Below are 19,231 nucleotides of genomic sequence, written 5' to 3' on the forward strand. Positions count from 1 at the left end.
ATAGTATAACGTTACATTATTTTGTTGATTACTGCTATGTCTTTAGAAAAGAATATTGAACGTTTACAGTCGATTGATGCATTGCGTGGTTTGGTGATCATCATTATGTTGCTCGACCATGTAAGAGAAACTTTCTATTTACATAAACAGGTTACCGATCCAATGGACGTAACAGTAACAGAACCAGCATTATTTGGCAGTCGATTATTGGCACATATTTGCGCTCCGGTTTTTGTACTTTTAACGGGTATTTCTGCATTTTTATTTCAATCAAAAAAACAGGACTTACAACAAACGCGTGCCTTTCTATTAAAACGCGGCTTATTTTTAATTGTGTTAGAGCTTACCCTTGTGAATTTTGCATGGACGGCAACTTTTCCACCTGAAGTCATTTATTTACAGGTGATCTGGGCGATCGGTATTAGCATGGTGGTGCTAGCTTGCTGTGTAAGTTTGCCTTTGCCTGTTCTTGCTGGTGTAGCGTTGGTGATTATTTTGGGGCACAACTTATTAGATTCTGTGCACTTCTCACAAGGCATCCTACAGAATATATGGTTCGTTTTACATGAACGTGGCTGGCTTGAGTTTGCAGGTATCAAGCTTCGCACAAGCTATCCGGTTTTACCTTGGATTGGGGTGATTTTATTAGGCTACGTTTTAGGTCAGTTGTTTAGTTCAAAATATACAGCAAAGCAAAGAGGCCGTGCTTTACTCAGCCTTGGTTTAGCAAGTATTGGGCCATTTGTTTTATTGCGTTTAATCAACGTCTATGGTGACCAACCGTGGCAGCATTTTGAGTCATTACAACTGAGCCTCATGAGCTTTTTTAACCTCACCAAGTATCCGCCGTCTTTGTTATTTATTTTGCTGAATATTGGAATTGGCTTGCTTGTGCTGGTTGCTTTTGAACGTATGCAGCAATATTCATTTTTAAAACCATTGGTGGTGTTTGGCTCGGTGCCTATGTTCTTTTATTTATTGCATTTATATGTGCTGAAACTGATGTATGTGTTTGCGCTAAATATGTGGGGAGCTAACTATGGGAGCTATTTGTCGGTCGGCCATGTATGGATGCTGTGGCTAATCACAATTGTGCTGTCTTTTGCACTCTATCCAGCGGTTAAGTGGTTCTCGAAGTTCAAACATCAAAACAAGCATATTTCGATTTTAAAATATTTCTAATTTCCAAAAGGTGAGTAAAGCGAGTTCAAGAATGCTCGCTTTACTTGCTTACATCTAAATATAGGGTTTCTTTCACTTCTTCCATGACCACATAACTATGTGAAGATGCCGAAGCAGGAAGTTTCTTTAATAGATCTCCCAATAAGCGGCGGTATGCGCTCATTTCTTTTAAACGGGCTTTTACAAGGTAGTCAAATTCACCTGAAATAAGGTGACATTCAAGTACTTCAGGAATCTCAACGAGGTCTCTGGCCACTTGGTCAAATACATCACCAGATTTGGCAGATAACTTAATTTCTAAAAAGACAAGCAAGTTACGGTCTACGTAGGCGGGGTTTAGGCGGGCGTAATAACCCATGATAATGCCATCGCGTTCAAGGCGTTTTACACGCTCTGAACAGGGGGTGGTAGAAAGGTTGACTCTCGATGCCAATTCACTAATCGCAATTCGTCCTTCACGCTGCAAAATGTCCAGAATCATGCGATCTATACGATCTAAGGGGCGCATAGATATTTCCTCTTTTTTTAAAATTCTCGCGAGAAAAACATAAATTTACCTAGATTATACCCTTAAAAACAGTGAAATAAACTATTGAAGCAGAAATATACTAGTGAAATAAACTGGTGTGCGTGAGGGAATGGAAATGCGCGTAATTGTTTTAGGTAGCGGCGTTATTGGAGTGGCAAGTGCCTATTATCTAGCTCAACAAGGAGCTGAGGTCACTGTTCTTGATCGCCAGGCAGGCCCTGCTGAAGAAACAAGCTTTGGTAACGCAGGTCAAATTTCGCCTGGGTATTCGACCCCTTGGGCAGCACCAGGAATCCCTTTTAAAGCTGTGAAGTGGATGTTCCAACATCATGCACCGCTTGCAATTAATTTAGATGGCAGCATGTGGCAGTTACAGTGGATGGCACAAATGCTGAAAAACTGTAATCCACAAAGTTATGCTGTGAACAAAGAACGTATGATGCGTGTGGCTGAATACAGCCGTGATTGCTTACGTGAACTTAGAAAAGACACAGGTATTCACTACGAAAACCGTGCTAAAGGTACGTTGCAGTTATTCCGTAAAGAAGCTCAAATGGAAGCGGTTCAACGTGACATTAGTGTGCTTGAAGAGTGCGGCGTAAGCTACGAATTATTAAATAGCAACGAGCTTGGTCGTGTAGAACCAGCTTTGGCTAATGCACAAGATAAATTGGTCGGTGGTTTACATTTACCAAACGATGAAACAGGTGACTGTTATTTATTTACCAATGCTTTAGCTCAAATTGCTAAAGAGTTAGGTGTTAACTTCCAGTTTAACCAGAACGTAGAAAAATTGATTGTTGAAGGCGATCAAATTAAGGGCGTTTTGGTCAATGGTAAAGTTTTAACTGCAGATCGTTATGTCCTAGCATTTGGTAGCTATTCACGTGATTTCTTGAAACCACTTGATCTACAGTTACCTGTATATCCTGTGAAAGGTTACTCGTTGACGATTCCAATTGTTGACCCTGCTTTTGCTCCGCAATCTACAGTGCTTGATGAAACCTACAAAATTGCGATTACGCGTTTTGACCAACGTATTCGCGTAGGTGGTATGGCTGAGCTAAGTGGCTTTAACTTAGGTCTGAACGAAGACCGCCGTGCAACCTTACAAATGGTGACTCAGGACTTGTTCCCGGGCGGCGATATGGCACAGGCGTCTTTCTGGACTGGTCTACGTCCAATGACACCAGACAGTACACCAATTATTGGTGCGACTCGCTTTAAAAATCTGTTCTTGAATACAGGTCACGGTACTTTAGGTTGGACCATGGCATGTGGTTCAGGAAAATTAATCAGTGACATCGTGTTGAATCATAAGACTGATATCAGTACCGATGGCCTTTCAATTCAGCGTTATTCACACGCGCACGCGGCATAACGGACGTTAGGAAATACATCATGCCTCGTCCTATTACCGCAGTGATCCACCGTCAAGCCTTACAAAATAACTTGGCGGTGGTACGCAAGGCTATGCCAAACAGTAAGGTCTTTGCCGTTGTAAAAGCCAATGCTTATGGACACGGCATTGAACGTGTTTATGAAGCATTTAAAGCAGCAGATGGCTTTGCCTTACTTGATCTTGATGAAGCAAAACGAATTCGTGCTCTAGGTTGGACAGGTCCAATTTTGTTGCTCGAAGGAATTTTTTCTCCTCAAGATTTATTTGATTGTGTGCAGTATCAGCTTAGTTTCACCATTCATAGTGAAGCGCAAATTGAGTGGGTGGAAAAGCATCCTTATGCGGCCCAATTCGATGTTTTCTTGAAAATGAACAGTGGTATGAACCGTCTTGGTTTTAAACCACAGCAGTATGTTCAGGCTTGGGAACGTTTAAATAACTTGGCGAACGTATCCAAGATTACACACATGACGCATTTTTCAGATGCAGATGCCGATCGTTTCGGCCAGCAAGGCATTGATTATCAAGTCACTGCCTTTGAAGAAATTGTGAAGGATTTACCGGGTGAAAGATCGGTAAGTAATAGCGCGGCAATTCTGCGCTATCAAGACCAGCTCAAATCAGATTATGCACGTAGCGGCATCATGCTTTATGGCAGCTCGCCAGATTACCCGACGCATAGTATTGCGGATTGGGGCTTACAACCGACCATGAGCTTACGCAGCGAAATTATTGCCGTTCAGCACTTAGAACCAAATGAAAGCGTAGGTTATGGCTCAAACTTTGTCGCAGAGCAGCCCATGACGATTGGGATTGTGGCTTGCGGCTATGCCGATGGTTATCAGCGTATTTCACCAACAGGTACGCCTGTTTTAGTGGACTCTGTCCGCACTCGTACAATTGGCCGCGTCAGCATGGATATGTTGGCAGTCGATTTAACGGGCATTGAGAGTGCCAAAGTCGGCAGTGAAGTCGTGCTTTGGGGCCAATCAAGTACAGGCGTTGTTTTACCTATTGATGATGTCGCAGTTTCATCTGGTACGGTGGGTTATGAACTGATGTGTGCCGTCACCGCCCGTGTTCAATTTATTAATCAGGTATAAGGAAATCCGAATGTCTAATTCAGATATACAAAAGATTAACACTAACGAAGTCATGAGCGCCGTGACTGTTTTTAACAAAGTGGTTTATCTGTCAGGTCAGGTACCTAAAAATACCGAGCAAGACGTGGCAGGCCAAACTCGTGAAATTCTTGCAACGATTGATGAACTTTTGGCATTAGCCAATACCGACAAATCTCGCTTGCTCTCTGCACAGCTCTATTTAAAGAATCTTTCTGACTTTTCAACCGTAAATGCAATTTGGGTTGATTGGTTAAAAGGGTGTGTTGCGCCATCGCGTGCCACAATTCAGGCCGATTTGGTCAATCCAAATTGGTTAATTGAAATTGCCGTGACGGCAGCACAAAAGTAATTCGTTTTTACTCCAAAAATGATGATGTATCTAACAGAAGGAAGATAGATACGGTTTATCCAGTCATTTTTGGTGAACAGATTCAGTGACCTATGGCATACGGTTCGATTTTCGCCATAGGTTGCTGATCTTAACAAAGGAATTCAAAAAGGAATTTTAATATGACAACGGCTCGTCATTCAGATATGGAAAATTCTCCTGATCATCTGCAACGAAAACTGTCTAACCGTCATTTACAACTGATTGCTATTGGCGGTGCAATTGGAACTGGCCTATTTATGGGTTCAGGTAAAACCATCTCCCTCGCAGGCCCTTCAATTCTCTTTATTTATATGATTATTGGAGGCATGTTCTTTTTCTTAATGCGTGCAATGGGTGAGTTACTCCTTGCAAATCTGCATTACAAATCTTTTGTTGATATGGCTCATGACCTGATTGGTCCTTGGGCCGGTTACTATTTGGGCTGGACCTATTGGTTAGGTTGGGTGCTGGTCGGTATTGCGGACCTTTCAGCAGTCATTAACTATTTGAGCTTCTGGTTGCCCGATGGTGCAAGTTTTTCCCCAATCCAGCAGGCTATGATTAGTGCAGGCTGTGTATTGTTTGTCATGGGACTTAACCTCCTTACAGTACGACTATTTGGTGAAATTGAATTCTGGTTTGCACTTATTAAGATTCTGGCGATTATTGGCCTGATCGGGGTGGGTGGCTACATGATTTTCAGCCATTTCCAAGCTCCTCAAGGCGCTGTTGCAAGTATGAGTAATGTTTGGGCGCATGGTGGTTTATTTCCGAAAGGCACGGAAGGCTTCTTGGCCGGATTCCAGATTGCTGTATTTGCTTTTGTCGGGGTTGAACTGGTCGGTACAACAGCTGCTGAAACCAAAGACCCAGAAAAGAACTTACCGAAAGCAATTAATGCGATTCCGGTACGTATTATTTTGTTCTATGTATTGGCACTCTTTATTGTGATGTCAGTAACTCCATGGGACCACATTCGTGCAGATAAAAGTCCGTTTGTTGAGTTATTCTTAAATGCGGGTATCCCAGTTTCTGCCATCATCATGAACTTGGTGGTGCTGTCTTCAGTGATGTCATCAATGAACAGCGGTGTGTTTTCAACTAGTCGTATGTTGTTTGGTTTATCAAAAGATGGTCAGGCACCGGGTGCATTTGGTCGTTTGTCAAAACGCGCAGTTCCTTCAAATGGTTTAATTTTTTCTTGTACTTTTATTATGGGCGGGGCAGTGCTTCAGTACTTTGTTCCAAACACTATGGAGGCATTTACGTTAGCAAGTTCACTTTGTGTGATTCTATTCATTAGCGTTTGGAGTCTCATTATGGTGTGCTATTTACGCTATCGTAAATTACGTCCTGAATTGCATGAAAAATCGACATTTAAAATGCCGGGTGGCATTTGGATGAGCTATGTGGTTTTAGCATTTATGCTTTTCACTTTAGTCATTTTGGCGCTAGAGTCAGATACTTTGAAAGCTTTATATGTGAGCCCGGTATGGCTAGTCATATTGGGTGTGACCTATCATGTGTTATATAAACCACGCATGAAAAAGCTAGGACGAGAACTCGTTAACGATCATTAAGTTTTATTAAAAAGCCAATCGAACATGATTGGCTTTTTTTATTTTCTTTCTATTTTTTATCGGAATAATGTTGTTTATTTTTGAATCACTAGTGCAGTTTGGAGGGGGGAGGTAAAGCGACATCAAGCATTATCACATGCTACACTTCGGCTAATCTGGTGAATCGAGATTGGATAATTAAAATTGCCGTGAAGGCAGTACATAAATAATGCAATTTAAAAAACAGGGATAAAAGATAGTTCAATTAAGGAAAAAATATACTTGAACATATTGTCCCGATGTATAGACTCAGCAACCCATGATATACGGTTCATTTTCTCCCTATATGTTGCTGATTGAAATTAAGCAAATATAAAAAGGACTTCTAATATGACAATGGTTCATCATTCAGATGAGGCAAGTTCCCCTGATCATTTACAACGGAAATTAAGTAATCGCCACTTACAGCTTATTGCAATTGGCGGTGCAATCGGTACCGGTCTATTTATGGGCTCGGGCAAAACCATCTCCCTCGCAGGTCCTTCAATTCTCGTTATTTACATGTTAATTGGTGGTATGTTTTTCTTCCTTATGCGTGCATTAGGTGAATTACTACTCGCTAATTTACATTACAAGTCATTTGTTGATATGGCATATGACTTGATTGGCCCATGGGCTGGCTACTACATAGGCTGGACCTATTGGTTAGGCTGGGTATTGGTCGGTATTGCCGATCTTTCAGCGGTCATTAATTATTTAAGTTTCTGGTTGCCCGAAGGCGCCAGTTTCTCACCCATGCAACAAGCCATGATTAGTGCGGGTTGTGTGCTATTTGTCTTAAGCCTTAACCTTCTTACAGTTAAGTTGTTTGGTGAAGTGGAATTCTGGTTCGCCCTTATTAAGATTCTAGCGATTATTGGCTTGATTGGTGTGGGTGGTTACATGATTTTGACTCACTTCCAAGCTCCTCATGGTGAGGTTGTAAGTGTCAGTAACGTATGGTCACATGGTGGTATATTTCCAAAAGGTGTAAGCGGGTTTTTGGCAGGTTTCCAGATCGCCGTATTTGCCTTTATTGGTGTTGAGCTGATTGGTACAACAGCTGCTGAAACCAAAGATCCAGAAAAGAATCTACCAAAAGCAATTAATGCGATTCCGGTACGTATTATCCTATTCTATGTGTTGGCACTTTTTGTCGTAATGTCAGTAACACCGTGGGATCATATCCGTGCAGATAAAAGCCCATTTGTTGAGTTGTTCTTAAATGCAGGTATTCCTATTTCTGCAATTATTATGAACTTGGTTGTACTATCTTCGGTTATGTCTTCAATGAATAGTGGCGTGTTTTCAACAAGCCGTATGTTGTTCGGTTTATCGAAAGATGGTCAGGCACCGAGTGTATTAGGACGTTTATCAAAACGTGCTGTACCTTCAAATGGTTTAATCTTTTCATGTATTTTCATTATGGGCGGTGCAGTGCTTCAGTATTTTGTTCCAAACACAATGGAAGCATTTACTTTGGCAAGTTCGCTCTGCGTAATCCTGTTTATTAGCGTGTGGATTTTAATCATGGCGTGCTATTTACGTTATCGTAAAACTCGTCCTGAGCTTCATGCTGCATCAACCTTTAAAATGCCTGGTGGCGTTTTGATGGCGTATGTGGTTATTGCATTCTTCTTGTTTACTTTAGTGATTTTGGCACTAGAGCCAGATACATTGAAAGCACTCTACGTCAGCCCAGTATGGTTAGTGGTTTTAAGCGTAACCTACTATGCATTCTATAAGCCACGCATGAAAAAACTAGGCCGTGAAGTTTTTTAATTATCCTTTCTCGATTTACCAAAAAAGCCAATCATGATTGATTGGCTTTTTTATTGAGGTATCTAATCGACCAGCAAGTGCTGATATTTATCGGCCTGTTTACGCAAATAATCCCAGACCAGTTTAATGCGAGGCTCATGTTGTAAATCAACAAAGGTCAGCATCCAGAAAGTATGAGTAAAGCGAACTTGTTGCTCTAACACTTCTTCAAGTTCAGGTTTATCGTCTGCCAGAAACTTGGGCAAAATCGCAAGCCCTGCACCCGCACTGACCGCAATTTGCTGGGCCAAAATACTGCTGCTACGAAAGTTAGCATTGAGCTTTAAAGGTAAACGCTCTAAACAGTACAGCTCGGGGCTATACACCAGATCATCAATATAGTTTACAAAGCGATGCTGGGTTAAATCTTCTAAACCGCGAATAGGTGGGTTTTGCGCCAGATAGTTTTGGCTGCCATAAATTTTTAAGCAGTAGTCTGATAAGCGCGTAATGATGTAGGGCCCAGAGGTTGGGCGTTCAATCGATACTACAATATCTGCTTCACGGTGTGAGAGCTTAATCATTTTTGGCACAGGAATCAGATCGATGGTCAGTAGTGGATACTGAATCGAGAACTCAGCCAATAAGCGTGCTAAAAATGCAGTTCCAAAGCCCTCAGGTGTGCCAATTCGCACACGACCTTGCAAAGGTTGATGTGGTTTTTCAATTTGTAAAAAAGCTTGTTCCATTTGCTCAACTCGAGGGACAAGTGCCATGCCTTCGAGCGTCAGCTCATAGCCTGTTGCCTCACGTTTAAACAAGGTTGTACCCAAAGCAAGTTCTAGAGCCTGAATCCGTCTAGCCACCGTACTATGCTCGACACCAATAATACGAGCAGCATTGGTTAAGGTTTTAGTGCGAGCTAAAACCAGAAAAAACTGTAGATGATCCCAATCCACTTTCATTTTTGTTATTGTCCCTGTGCATATTTGCACAACAATCGTGCATGAATTTGCGTTGGTGGTCAAAGCTTTCTTTGTTAGTCTCAAATGAAACCTGAATAAAGAAAATACATAGATCAGTATTTTCTAATAACTGAACACAATAAAAATATGGCCTACGGAGAGGTTATGAACACAATCCAAAAAATCGAATTGGAAACCGCTAAGTTACTCATTAACGGACAGTTTATCGAATCTAAAACACAGGAATGGCAAGACATTGTTAACCCTGCCACTCAGGAAGTGATTGGCCGCGTACCTTTTGCTACGGTTCAAGAAGTTGACGCTGCTATTCAAGCTGCACAAGATGCTTTTGCTTCTTGGCGTCAAACTCCAATTCAGGCACGTATGCGCATCATGCTTAAGTTGCAAGACTTAATCCGTGCCAACATGAAAGAAATTGCACAGGTATTGACTGCTGAACAAGGCAAAACCTTGGCAGATGCGGAAGGTGATATTCAACGTGGTCTAGAAGTGGTTGAACATGCTTGTTCAGTTGGTACTTTGCAAATGGGCGAATACGTTGAAGGTGTAGCACGTGGTGTAGATACCTATACCTTGCAGCAACCTTTGGGTGTCTGTGCGGGTATTACGCCGTTTAATTTCCCAGCCATGATTCCACTTTGGATGTTCCCAATGGCAATCGTGTGCGGCAATACCTTTGTTTTAAAACCATCAGAACAAGATCCGTTATCAACCATGATGCTGGTTGAGCTTGCGATTCAAGCAGGTGTTCCAGCAGGTGTGCTCAACGTTGTGCATGGCGGTAAAGACGTGGTTGACCGTTTGTGTACGCACAAAGACATTAAAGCGATTTCATTTGTAGGTTCAACTGCTGTGGGCACGCATGTTTATAACCTTGCAGGACAACATGGCAAACGTGTTCAGTCGATGATGGGTGCAAAAAACCATGTGGTTGTGATGCCAGATGCCAATAAAGAACAAACCTTAAATGCTTTAGTCGGTGCAGCGTTCGGTGCGGCTGGGCAACGTTGTATGGCATTGTCTGTTGCAGTTATGGTTGGCGACAGCAAACAGTGGATTCAAGAGTTAGTAGAAAAAGCGAAAACCTTAAAAGTAAACGCAGGCCATGAGCCAAATACTGACATTGGCCCAGTCATTTCAAAACGTGCTAAAGCGCGTGTGCTTGATTTAATTAATAGCGGTGTTGAGCAAGGGGCAGAACTTCTCCTTGATGGTCGCAATGTGCAAGTACAAGGCTATGAGTCGGGTAACTTTGTAGGTGCAACGATTTTTAGTGGCGTAAATACCGACATGCGTATTTATAAAGAAGAAATCTTTGGTCCGGTACTTTCGATTATTTGTGTAGACACACTCGATGAAGCAATTGCTCTAATCAATGCCAATCCATTTGGTAACGGTGTAGGCCTATTTACCCAAAGCGGTGCCATTGCACGTACTTTCCAAAACTTAATTGATATTGGTCAAGTTGGTATCAATATTCCAATTCCTGTACCTGTGCCGTTCTTTAGTTTTACTGGTTCAAGAGGTTCAAAACTCGGCGATTTGGGACCATACGGCAAACAGGCTGTCCAGTTCTATACGCAAACCAAAACCATTACCAGCCGTTGGTTTGAAGATAGCCATGAAGTTGGCGGTGTAAACACAACCATTAGTTTACGTTAAGGGGATCACGGATGAATATCGCCTTTATCGGTCTAGGCAATATGGGTGGCAGAATGGCCCATAACCTACTCAAAGCCGGAATCAAAGTTTACGGTTATGACCTCAGTGAAGTTGCTATTCAGCACTTCGCCGAGGCAGGTGGTGTAGTGTGTGATAGCCCTCAGGCCGCTGCAAAACAAGCAGATGTGGTCATTACCATGTTGCCAGCTGCAAAGCATGTTAAAGAAGTTTACTTGGGTGAAAATGGTGTCTTAGAAGTGCTAAAAGCAGGTAGCTTATGCATTGATAGCAGTACCATTGACCCACAAACCATTAAAGACATTGCCGCTGTTGCACATAGCAAAAATATTAAAATCTGTGATGCACCCGTCTCTGGTGGAACCATTGGAGCTCAAGCGGGAACTTTAACCTTTATGGTGGGTGCCGATGATCAAACCTTTAACGACGTAAAACCTGTACTCAGCCATATGGGCAAAAATATTGTTCACTGTGGTGATGTGGGTGCAGGTCAAATTGCCAAAATTTGCAATAACCTGATTTTAGGTATTTCAATGGCTGCGGTGGCCGAAGGCATGGCGTTGGGGGTGAAACTCGGCATTGACCCACAAGCATTGGCGGGGGTAATTAATACTTCGAGTGGTCGTTGCTGGAGTTCGGATGTATGTAACCCATGGCCGCATATTAATGAAAATGCGCCCGCATCTCGGGGCTATCAAGACGGCTTTGCGACTCAGCTGATGCTAAAAGATTTAGGACTCGCTGTAGAAGCCGCGGGCCAAGTCAAACAGCCAGTGGTATTAGGGGGCATGGTGCAACAGCTCTATCAGCAAATGTGCATGCGTGGTAATGCCAATCTCGATTTTTCGAGCATTATTCAGCAATACCTGCCACAAGAGGCATAACGGTAAAGCCAAAGGATGGCTTTAAACCAATAAATCAAACCCTGTCGTGAATAACAACAAATCCAGACTGAGGGAAAAGATATGATGGATTATCAAAATGCTGTACAGGCTTTCGATTTGGAAAGTACTGCAAAACAGATGCTGTCAGGTTCACTTGATGCACTTAACGCATGTTATGAATGCTGTGATCGACACGCAGATGGTGACAAAATTGCACTGTATTGGCAAGGAAAAGACGGACGAAAAGAGCAATATACCTTCCGTGAATTAAAAGAATGGTCGAGTCAGTTCGCTAACTTTTTAAAAGCACAAGGTGTGAAAACTGGTGACCGTATTTCAGGATTATTACCAAGAACACCTGAACTGATCGTGACTATTTTAGCAGCTTGGCGAATTGGTGCAGTCTATCAACCGCTATTCACAGCATTTGGTCCAAAAGCGATTGAGCACCGTATTCAGCTTGCACAAAGTAAGCTGGTGGTGACCGATATGGGTAACCGTAGCAAGCTCGATGAAATTGAAAATTGCCCTGCAATTGTGACGGTGGCCGACGCACAAGGCACCCCGCTTAAAGCAGGCGATTTTAACTTTTGGAATGAAGTAAAGCAGCAGTCTGATCAATGTGATCTAGTCATGCGTAGCATCCAAGATCCTTTCTTGCTCATGTTTACTTCAGGCACTACAGGGCCAGCGAAACCATTGGAAGTGCCATTAAAAGCACTGATTGCCTTTGGTCGATATATGCAAGATGCCATTGGTTTAACAGAAGAAGACTCGTTTTGGAATATTGCCGATCCGGGTTGGGCGTATGGTTTGTACTACGCGATTACTGGGCCGTTATTCTTGGGCCACGCTACTTTGTTCTATGAAGGTGGTTTCAGCACAGATAGCCTATGCCAAATTGTGAAAGATTATAAAATTAACAACTTGGCAGGCGCACCAACGGCTTACCGAATGATGATGGCGGCTGATCCAGCACAAATGGCGCCATTAAAAGGTCAGTTCCGTGTGGTGAGCAGTGCAGGTGAGCCGCTGAATCCAGAAGTAATTCGCTGGTTTAAACAAGTGCTTGATGCTCCGATTTATGATCACTATGGGCAAACTGAAGTAGGCATGGTGGTGTGTAATCATCATGGTTTAAAACATGAAATTCATGCTGGTTCAGCAGGTTTCCCAAGCCCGGGCTACCGTGTTGCGATTGTTAATGAGCAAGGTGAAGAGCTTCCGCCAGACACACCAGGAATTTTAGCAGTCGATATTAGCCAATCTCCAATGATGTGGTTTGGTGGCTATAGAGAAAGCCGTAAATCGCCTTTTGTTGGTCATTACTACTTAACGGGCGATACTGCAGAACTTCATGCCGATGGCAGCATGAGCTTTGTAGGCCGTAGCGATGATGTGATCACCACATCGGGCTATCGGATTGGACCTTTTGATGTAGAAAGTGCCTTACTTGAACATGATGCAGTGGTTGAGGCCGCAGTGATTGGTGTGCCTGACCCAGACCGTACCGAAGTGGTTAAGGCATTTGTAATTTTATCCGCGGCTACTCAACCATCAGAAACACTTGCTGAAGAACTCAGCCAGTTTGTTAAAAGACGACTTTCTGCTCATGCTTACCCACGATTAGTTGAATTTGTGAGTGAATTACCTAAAACTCCAAGTGGCAAAATTCAGCGCTTTTTATTGCGTAATCAAGAAATTGCTAAACAACAAGCTAAAGCAGGGTAAAGGAAATAATAATGCAATTTACCGAAGAACAATTACTTATCCGTGACATGGCGAAAAGTTTCGCCCAAGAACAAATTAAACCTTATGCCAGTGATTGGGATCGGGACGGGACTTTCCCGAAAGAAACCTTGGCTCAAATGGGACAACTCGGTTTTATGGGTATGCTTGTTTCAGAGCAATGGGGCGGTTCAGATACAGGTAACTTAGCCTATGTACTAGCACTCGAAGAAGTTGCGGCAGCAGATGGCGCAACTTCGACCATCATGAGTGTACATAACTCGGTTGGTTGTGTGCCTATTTTAAAATTTGGTACCGATGAGCAAAAAGAGCGCTTTTTAAAACCTCTGGCACAAGGTGAAATGATCGGTGCTTTTGCCCTAACTGAGCCGCATACTGGCTCAGATGCGGCAGCTCTTAAAACCCGAGCGGTGAAAGATGGCGATGATTACATTTTAAATGGTGCCAAGCAGTTTATTACCTCGGGTAATAATGCCGGTGTCATTATCGTGTTTGCCGTGACCGATCCGAGCGCGGGCAAAAAGGGCATTAGTGCATTTTTAGTCCCACGTGAAACACCGGGCTATGAAGTGATTCGTGTAGAAGAAAAACTAGGTCTGCATGCTTCAGATACGTGTCAGATCGCGCTGACAGATGTGCGCATTCATAAAAGCCTCATGCTTGGCAAAGAAGGTGAGGGTTTGAAAATCGCACTTGCCAATTTGGAAGGTGGTCGTATTGGTATTGCTGCACAAGCAGTCGGTTTAGCACGTGCGGCGCTTGAAGAGGCGACTCGTTATGCCAAAGAGCGTATTACTTTTGGAAAACCAATTTTTGAGCATCAAACCATCGCATTTCGCCTTGCTAGCATGGCAACTGAAATTGAAGCAGCGAGACAACTGGTTCACTACGCTGCACGTCTCAAAGAAGGAGGTCAACCGTGTCTCAATGAAGCTTCAATGGCCAAGTTATTTGCTTCAGAAATGACTGAACGCGTGTGTTCAAGCGCCTTACAAGTGTTTGGTGGCTATGGCTATCTCAGAGACTTCCCAATTGAGCGTATTTATCGTGATGCGCGTATTTGTCAAATTTACGAAGGCACAAGTGATATCCAACGTTTAGTCATCGCACGTAGTCTATAAAACCAGAACAAGGAATAAATAATGCAGTGGCAAAGTATTTTATTAGAAAAGCGTAATGGGGTTGGACTGATTACCTTAAATCGCCCTCAAGCGCTCAATGCTTTAAACAGTGAATTAATTAGTGAAATTAATCAGGCATTAGATCAGCTCGAAAAAGACCGCGAAATTGGTTGCATCGTATTGGCAGGTTCTGAAAAAGCTTTTGCCGCAGGAGCTGACATTAAAGAAATGGCTGATTTGGCATTTCCTGATATTTATTTAGATGACTTTTTTCATCTTGCAGACCGTATTGCGCAGCGACGTAAACCTCTAATTGCAGCGGTGAGTGGCTATGCGTTAGGCGGTGGCTGTGAGTTGGCGCTCATGTGTGACTTTATTTATTGTGCTGACAACGCCAAGTTTGGCTTGCCTGAAGTGACTTTAGGTGTAATTCCGGGTATTGGTGGCACACAGCGCTTAACCCATGCGATTGGTAAAGCCAAAGCAATGGAAATGTGCCTTACCGCTCGTCAAATGGGCGCAGTAGAAGCAGAGCAAAGTGGTTTAGTCGCACGTGTTTTTAGCAAAGAAGAATTACTTGAACAAACCTTGCAAGCGGCTGAAAAAATCGCGGCACGATCTTTAACTGCAAACATCATGCTTAAAGAAACCATCAACCGAGCTTTTGAAGTAAACCTTACGGAAGGCTTGCGTTTTGAAAGACGTATGTTCCATTCAATATTTGCAACATTTGACCAAAAAGAAGGAATGCAGGCTTTTGTTGAAAAACGAAAGGCGAATTTTAAAAATCAGTAAGAGATCAATAAAATGAATACAGAAAATCACTTAATGATTGAGCGACAAGGTAAGCTCGGCATGATTACCTTAGACCGTGTGACTCATCTCAATGCATTGTCGCTAGATATGATTAAAAGTATTGGTGCCCAATTGGAACTGTGGCGAAATGATGCTGCTGTTCAGGCAGTGTTAATTAAGTCAAATAGTCCAAAAGCGTTCTGTGCAGGTGGCGATATTCGCTATCTGTATGACAGTTATAAAAATGGCACGGCCGACTACAAAGGCTACTTTAGTGCCGAATATAAGATGCTGAATATATTACGTGAATATACAAAGCCAGTCATTGTTGTACTTGATGGCTATGTATTAGGTGGCGGTTTTGGCTTGGCTCAAGCTTGTCACATTGTGGTGAGCAGCGAAAAGTCTAGATTTGCTATGCCTGAGACAGCGATTGGCTTTTTCCCAGATGTTGGTGCAACGCATTTCCTGTCTCGTCTTGATGACATTGGTGTTTATATGGCAATTACGGGTGAGCAGATTAGTAGTAGCGATGCGCTTTACCTCGATTTAATTGACTACCATGTGCCAAGTGAGCAGTTACAAGCTTTACAAGATGCTCTTGTTGAGGCGCCGAGTTTAACTAAAGAGAGAATTGAACACATTATTACCCGATTTATTACTCGTCCTGCTGAAAGTGAACTCAAACAGTTGGCAGAAGGTATTCGTAAACACTTCGGATATCAGCATTTAGATGAAATCGAACAAAGTCTTGAAAATGAAAAAGATGAAAGCTTAAAAACCTGGGCAAGCAAGATGCTCAGTATTTTGCAGCAGCGTTCATTTATTGCCAAACAAACTAGTCTAAAACTGCAACATTTAGGTCGTGGGCTTTCGCTACAGCAGTGCATGCAGCTTGAGCGCGATTTACAGGATATCTGGTTTGAGCATGGGGACTTTATTGAGGGTGTCCGTGCTCTCATTGTCGATAAAGACAAACAACCACAGTGGCAAGAACGTAATTCGAAATTTGAGCCAATTTTAGAAAAATTGAGCTAAGCCTTATTACGCAACTCTAAAAAGCTTAAGGAGATAAAGCGAGACCTGAAAATGCTTATGGTCAGGGCTGGTCATAAGCATAAAAAAGATAAAACAAGAAAATCTAAAAAGGATATTACGATGCAATCAATACATGGAAACGGTTCAAATACTAAAAAGTCGTCACATCGATTAGCAGGTATCTCTAGCATGGTCGGCACCACCATTGAGTGGTATGACTTTTTTATTTACGGTGCGGCGGCGGCGCTCATTTTTAATAAGCTATTTTTCCCAAATCTGGATGCACTTACCGGCGTGCTTGCTGCATTTGCCACCTATGCCGTTGGATTTATTGGAAGACCATTAGGCGGCTTAGTCTTTGGTCATTTTGGTGACAAGATTGGCCGTAAATCGATGTTGCTACTGACCTTGATGCTCATGGGGATCCCAACTGTACTGATTGGCTTATTACCGACTTATGAATCAATTGGATATTGGGCTGCGATTGGCTTGGTTGTTTTGCGATTCATTCAAGGTATGGCAATGGGCGGTGAATGGGGCGGTGCTGTACTGATGGCCGTTGAACATGCACCCGAAGGCGGTAAAGGGTTTTGGGGAAGCTTGCCTCAAGCTAGTACAGGTGGTGGCTTAATGCTAGCCTCAATCGCGTTGGGTCTGGTGTCGTTATTACCTGAAGAAGCACTGTTTAGCTGGGGTTGGCGTTTACCATTTCTTGCCAGCATTATTTTACTGGCAGTGGGTTGGTATATTCGAGTAAAAGTGCCTGAGTCACCAGATTTCGAAAAAGTAAAACAACAGTCTGAAGAAGTTAAAGTTCCTGCTCTACAGGTTTTTAAAAACCATCCAAAGCAACTCATCACCATTATTTTGGCTCGCGCTGCCGAAAATGCATGGTTTTACATTGCTTCAACTTTTACATTGGCTTATACCACTGCACAACTTGGAATTCCACGCCAAGACATTTTATTTGCTACCATTTGCGGCGCAGCCGTCATTTTATTTATGACACCGTTATGTGGACATTTGTCGGATAAAGTCGGTCAACGCAATATGTTTATGTTTGGTCTATGCATATTGGCGCTTTACTGCTATCCATTTTTTACCATGCTCAATACAAAAGATCCGGTATTAGTGTGGACAGCAATTGTTTTAGCAATTGGCGTTGTGTTCCCAATTATGTATGCGCCGCAAGCTCAGCTTTTTGCACGTCAATTTCCTGCGGAAATTCGTTATAGCGGAATCTCGATTTCGGTACAGTTAGCTGGCGTATTAGGTGGTGGTTTGGCACCGATGATTGCTACTAAATTGTTGAGTGTCGGGCAGGGTAATCCATATCTAATTATGCTTTATATTGGAAGTATGGCTGTAGTCGCAATTATATCTACGTCATTTATGCCGCGTGATTGGATGACTAGAACGGATGAGGATTATCATAAAAAAGTAAACTTAAATTTAAAAACCAAGACTGATTGATACGCGTTATTTTTGTCTTGGTGGTATGTGTATTTTTTGGTTATAGAAAATAGGTTAACTCATGCTAAAGCAGCAAGAGTTAACCTTTAAACAATTAGACATCAATTAAACATGCAAACATCGAATATCCATCAATCGTCATTGGTGGGCCTGCACGATGGGCACGAAAACCAGCAGCACGTAATAAACGCTCTACACCAAGAGGAGAGGTCGTAATAAGTTGTTTGGCCCCTTGTTCTCTTGCAAAGTTAATAGCTTCTTGCAGAATTGCAATAGAAACTGGCGATGACACTGCTTGACTCGCTGTGGTAGGTGGATTCGAGAAATCTACAGCAGAGAATCTTGAGAGTTCCCAAATTTCTGGTGAGCAGGGAATAGGCATTCCATTGAGTAATTGAGGAAATATTTCACCTAATAAATAGGGTTGAGTCGTAGGTAATAGTCTGGCACAGCCAATAATATTGGACTCTCTATCTTGAGCAACCACATAAGCTGTATCGATTTTATCAAATTGATCTAGTTCTTCATTATGTGGGCAATTTAACTCCCATCCCAAATGTTCAACAAATACCCTGTAACGGTAACTTTTAAATTTGGTATATAAGCCTTCTGAAAAATTGTTTTGAAATCCAGCAATAATGTTCATTACAAGTGCTTCCACTTATTTTTGATGTGACTTTACTGAACAGCTGGGAAGGCGGTAACTGTAAAAATTTACAGGTTTCTAAGAGAAATTCAGACTTAATTTAGACTTTGTTAATGTTGCATTGATTTGAGCATAAATGAACTGTTCCCAAAACAGAGTATCTATTTTTCTTTCAATCAGTGTTTCTGTGATATCAAATCCAATATCTGTACCAGACACATCAACAATCATAATATTGCTTCTGGGTAGGCCAATTCGTTTTAAGCTAGCAAAACCATTTTGCTCTACGAACTCCCAGTCCCATCCGGTACTTAAAGCTGGGGTCTTTAATGTGGCCCATTCAGTAAAACCATAATAGATAATTTGAGACTCTTTAATGTGTGTAGACTCAATAATAGATATGACGTGCTGGAAAGGGTAATTCATAAGCTGGTTTTCATTCATGCGAATAAAACCATCTGTTGAGATTGGAAAATGAGGGGGGATGCTGGCCATGCTACCTGTTCAAGCAACCTGAATTAGGAATCTATTGATAAATAACATAAATTATTGCCAATTAAATACTGTCATGTTTAACAGGTTAGATATAATTTGATACCTTACACCGTTAAGCTTTTCTTATTAGAGACTTGTTTAAGTATTAAGGTTTGCTTATGTAAAATTGAAAATTTTGTAGCTTTAATATGAAAATTACTTTTAAAAAATGCTCCATAGGCTTAGTTTGTTATAAATTTTGTAAATAGCATCTATTCTCATTATTAAAATAATAATTATAACTAAGAGAAGTCATAACCTAATTATTTGATTTGCTAGATCATTATGGATGTTTTTAGTTTCAATATATAATAAGTGGTAAAATTATATCACTTGGACCATTAGTGGGAGTTATTATT

The 19,231-nt window shown here is 42.0% G+C and carries 17 protein-coding genes; 13 read left to right on the forward strand and 4 right to left on the reverse strand.

All coding sequences use genetic code 11. From position 1 onward, the window contains the following. Nucleotides 1-36 precede the first annotated feature (36 nt). Nucleotides 37-1,182 (forward strand): DUF1624 domain-containing protein, encoded by a 1,146-nt coding sequence (locus ACH8JV_RS16175; RefSeq protein ID WP_396522453.1) that lies wholly within the window; start codon nt 37-39, stop codon nt 1,180-1,182. A 40-nt stretch (nt 1,183-1,222) separates the two neighbouring features. Here ACH8JV_RS16175 and ACH8JV_RS16180 read toward each other — a convergent pair whose 3' ends face one another. Continuing rightward, complete coding sequence (locus ACH8JV_RS16180; protein WP_001247568.1) at nt 1,223-1,690, reverse strand: Lrp/AsnC ligand binding domain-containing protein; 468 nt, start codon at nt 1,688-1,690, stop codon at nt 1,223-1,225. A gap of 136 nt (nt 1,691-1,826) precedes the next feature. Between ACH8JV_RS16180 and ACH8JV_RS16185 the strand changes: the two genes are divergently transcribed. From ACH8JV_RS16185 to ACH8JV_RS16205, 5 genes are all read left to right on the forward strand, one after another. Continuing rightward, nucleotides 1,827-3,092 (forward strand): D-amino acid dehydrogenase, encoded by a 1,266-nt coding sequence (locus ACH8JV_RS16185; RefSeq protein ID WP_396522455.1) that lies wholly within the window; start codon nt 1,827-1,829, stop codon nt 3,090-3,092. Between the two features lie 20 nt (nt 3,093-3,112). Beyond that, on the forward strand, nt 3,113-4,216 hold the full coding sequence (gene alr, locus ACH8JV_RS16190) for an alanine racemase (RefSeq protein ID WP_396522457.1): 1,104 nt from the start codon (nt 3,113-3,115) through the stop codon (nt 4,214-4,216). Nucleotides 4,217-4,226: 10 nt separating this feature from the next. Continuing rightward, the gene (locus ACH8JV_RS16195) at nt 4,227-4,586 is read left to right on the forward strand and encodes a RidA family protein (protein ID WP_000071348.1); all 360 of its coding nucleotides are present in this window, start codon (nt 4,227-4,229) and stop codon (nt 4,584-4,586) included. Between the two features lie 161 nt (nt 4,587-4,747). Then, nucleotides 4,748-6,187 carry an amino acid permease gene (locus ACH8JV_RS16200; RefSeq protein WP_396522459.1) on the forward strand — a complete coding sequence of 480 codons (1,440 nt, stop codon included), beginning with the start codon at nt 4,748-4,750 and terminating at the stop codon, nt 6,185-6,187. A 369-nt stretch (nt 6,188-6,556) separates the two neighbouring features. Then, nucleotides 6,557-7,987, forward strand: a complete 1,431-nt coding sequence (locus ACH8JV_RS16205; protein WP_396480863.1) for an amino acid permease — start codon at nt 6,557-6,559, stop codon at nt 7,985-7,987. A 62-nt stretch (nt 7,988-8,049) separates the two neighbouring features. Here ACH8JV_RS16205 and ACH8JV_RS16210 read toward each other — a convergent pair whose 3' ends face one another. Next, complete coding sequence (locus ACH8JV_RS16210; RefSeq protein ID WP_032010330.1) at nt 8,050-8,931, reverse strand: LysR family transcriptional regulator; 882 nt, start codon at nt 8,929-8,931, stop codon at nt 8,050-8,052. Between the two features lie 165 nt (nt 8,932-9,096). On the opposite strand from ACH8JV_RS16210, the gene ACH8JV_RS16215 reads away from it, so the two are divergent. The 7 genes from ACH8JV_RS16215 (at nt 9,097) to ACH8JV_RS16245 (ending at nt 17,692) form a co-directional block, all read left to right on the forward strand. Continuing rightward, nucleotides 9,097-10,614: a CoA-acylating methylmalonate-semialdehyde dehydrogenase gene (locus ACH8JV_RS16215; protein WP_396522462.1), complete on the forward strand. Its 1,518-nt coding sequence runs from the start codon at nt 9,097-9,099 to the stop codon at nt 10,612-10,614. A gap of 11 nt (nt 10,615-10,625) precedes the next feature. After that, nucleotides 10,626-11,516, forward strand: a complete 891-nt coding sequence (gene mmsB / locus ACH8JV_RS16220; RefSeq protein WP_151740223.1) for a 3-hydroxyisobutyrate dehydrogenase — start codon at nt 10,626-10,628, stop codon at nt 11,514-11,516. A gap of 81 nt (nt 11,517-11,597) precedes the next feature. Next, nucleotides 11,598-13,247, forward strand: coding sequence for an AMP-binding protein (locus ACH8JV_RS16225; RefSeq protein ID WP_396522464.1), 1,650 nt, complete (start codon nt 11,598-11,600; stop codon nt 13,245-13,247). Between the two features lie 11 nt (nt 13,248-13,258). Beyond that, nucleotides 13,259-14,386, forward strand: a complete 1,128-nt coding sequence (locus ACH8JV_RS16230) for an acyl-CoA dehydrogenase family protein (protein ID WP_396522466.1) — start codon at nt 13,259-13,261, stop codon at nt 14,384-14,386. A 21-nt stretch (nt 14,387-14,407) separates the two neighbouring features. Beyond that, on the forward strand, nt 14,408-15,181 hold the full coding sequence (locus ACH8JV_RS16235; RefSeq protein WP_086398802.1) for an enoyl-CoA hydratase: 774 nt from the start codon (nt 14,408-14,410) through the stop codon (nt 15,179-15,181). 12 nt (nt 15,182-15,193) lie between these two features. Then, complete coding sequence (locus tag ACH8JV_RS16240; protein ID WP_396522468.1) at nt 15,194-16,219, forward strand: enoyl-CoA hydratase/isomerase family protein; 1,026 nt, start codon at nt 15,194-15,196, stop codon at nt 16,217-16,219. Nucleotides 16,220-16,339: 120 nt separating this feature from the next. Then, nucleotides 16,340-17,692: an MFS transporter gene (locus ACH8JV_RS16245; RefSeq protein WP_396522470.1), complete on the forward strand. Its 1,353-nt coding sequence runs from the start codon at nt 16,340-16,342 to the stop codon at nt 17,690-17,692. A gap of 94 nt (nt 17,693-17,786) precedes the next feature. On the opposite strand, the gene abaI is transcribed toward ACH8JV_RS16245, so the two are convergent. Together abaI and ACH8JV_RS16255 are read right to left on the reverse strand one after the other, a co-directional pair. Further along, nucleotides 17,787-18,353: an acyl-homoserine-lactone synthase AbaI gene (abaI, locus tag ACH8JV_RS16250; RefSeq protein ID WP_396463276.1), complete on the reverse strand. Its 567-nt coding sequence runs from the start codon at nt 18,351-18,353 to the stop codon at nt 17,787-17,789. A 63-nt stretch (nt 18,354-18,416) separates the two neighbouring features. Continuing rightward, nucleotides 18,417-18,833 carry a DUF4902 domain-containing protein gene (locus tag ACH8JV_RS16255; protein WP_396522472.1) on the reverse strand — a complete coding sequence of 139 codons (417 nt, stop codon included), beginning with the start codon at nt 18,831-18,833 and terminating at the stop codon, nt 18,417-18,419. Nucleotides 18,834-19,231: the final 398 nt, after the last annotated feature.

The organism is Acinetobacter sp. ABJ_C5_2, assembly GCF_044538485.1.
Taxonomy (GTDB): Bacteria; Pseudomonadota; Gammaproteobacteria; order Pseudomonadales; family Moraxellaceae; genus Acinetobacter; species Acinetobacter nosocomialis_A.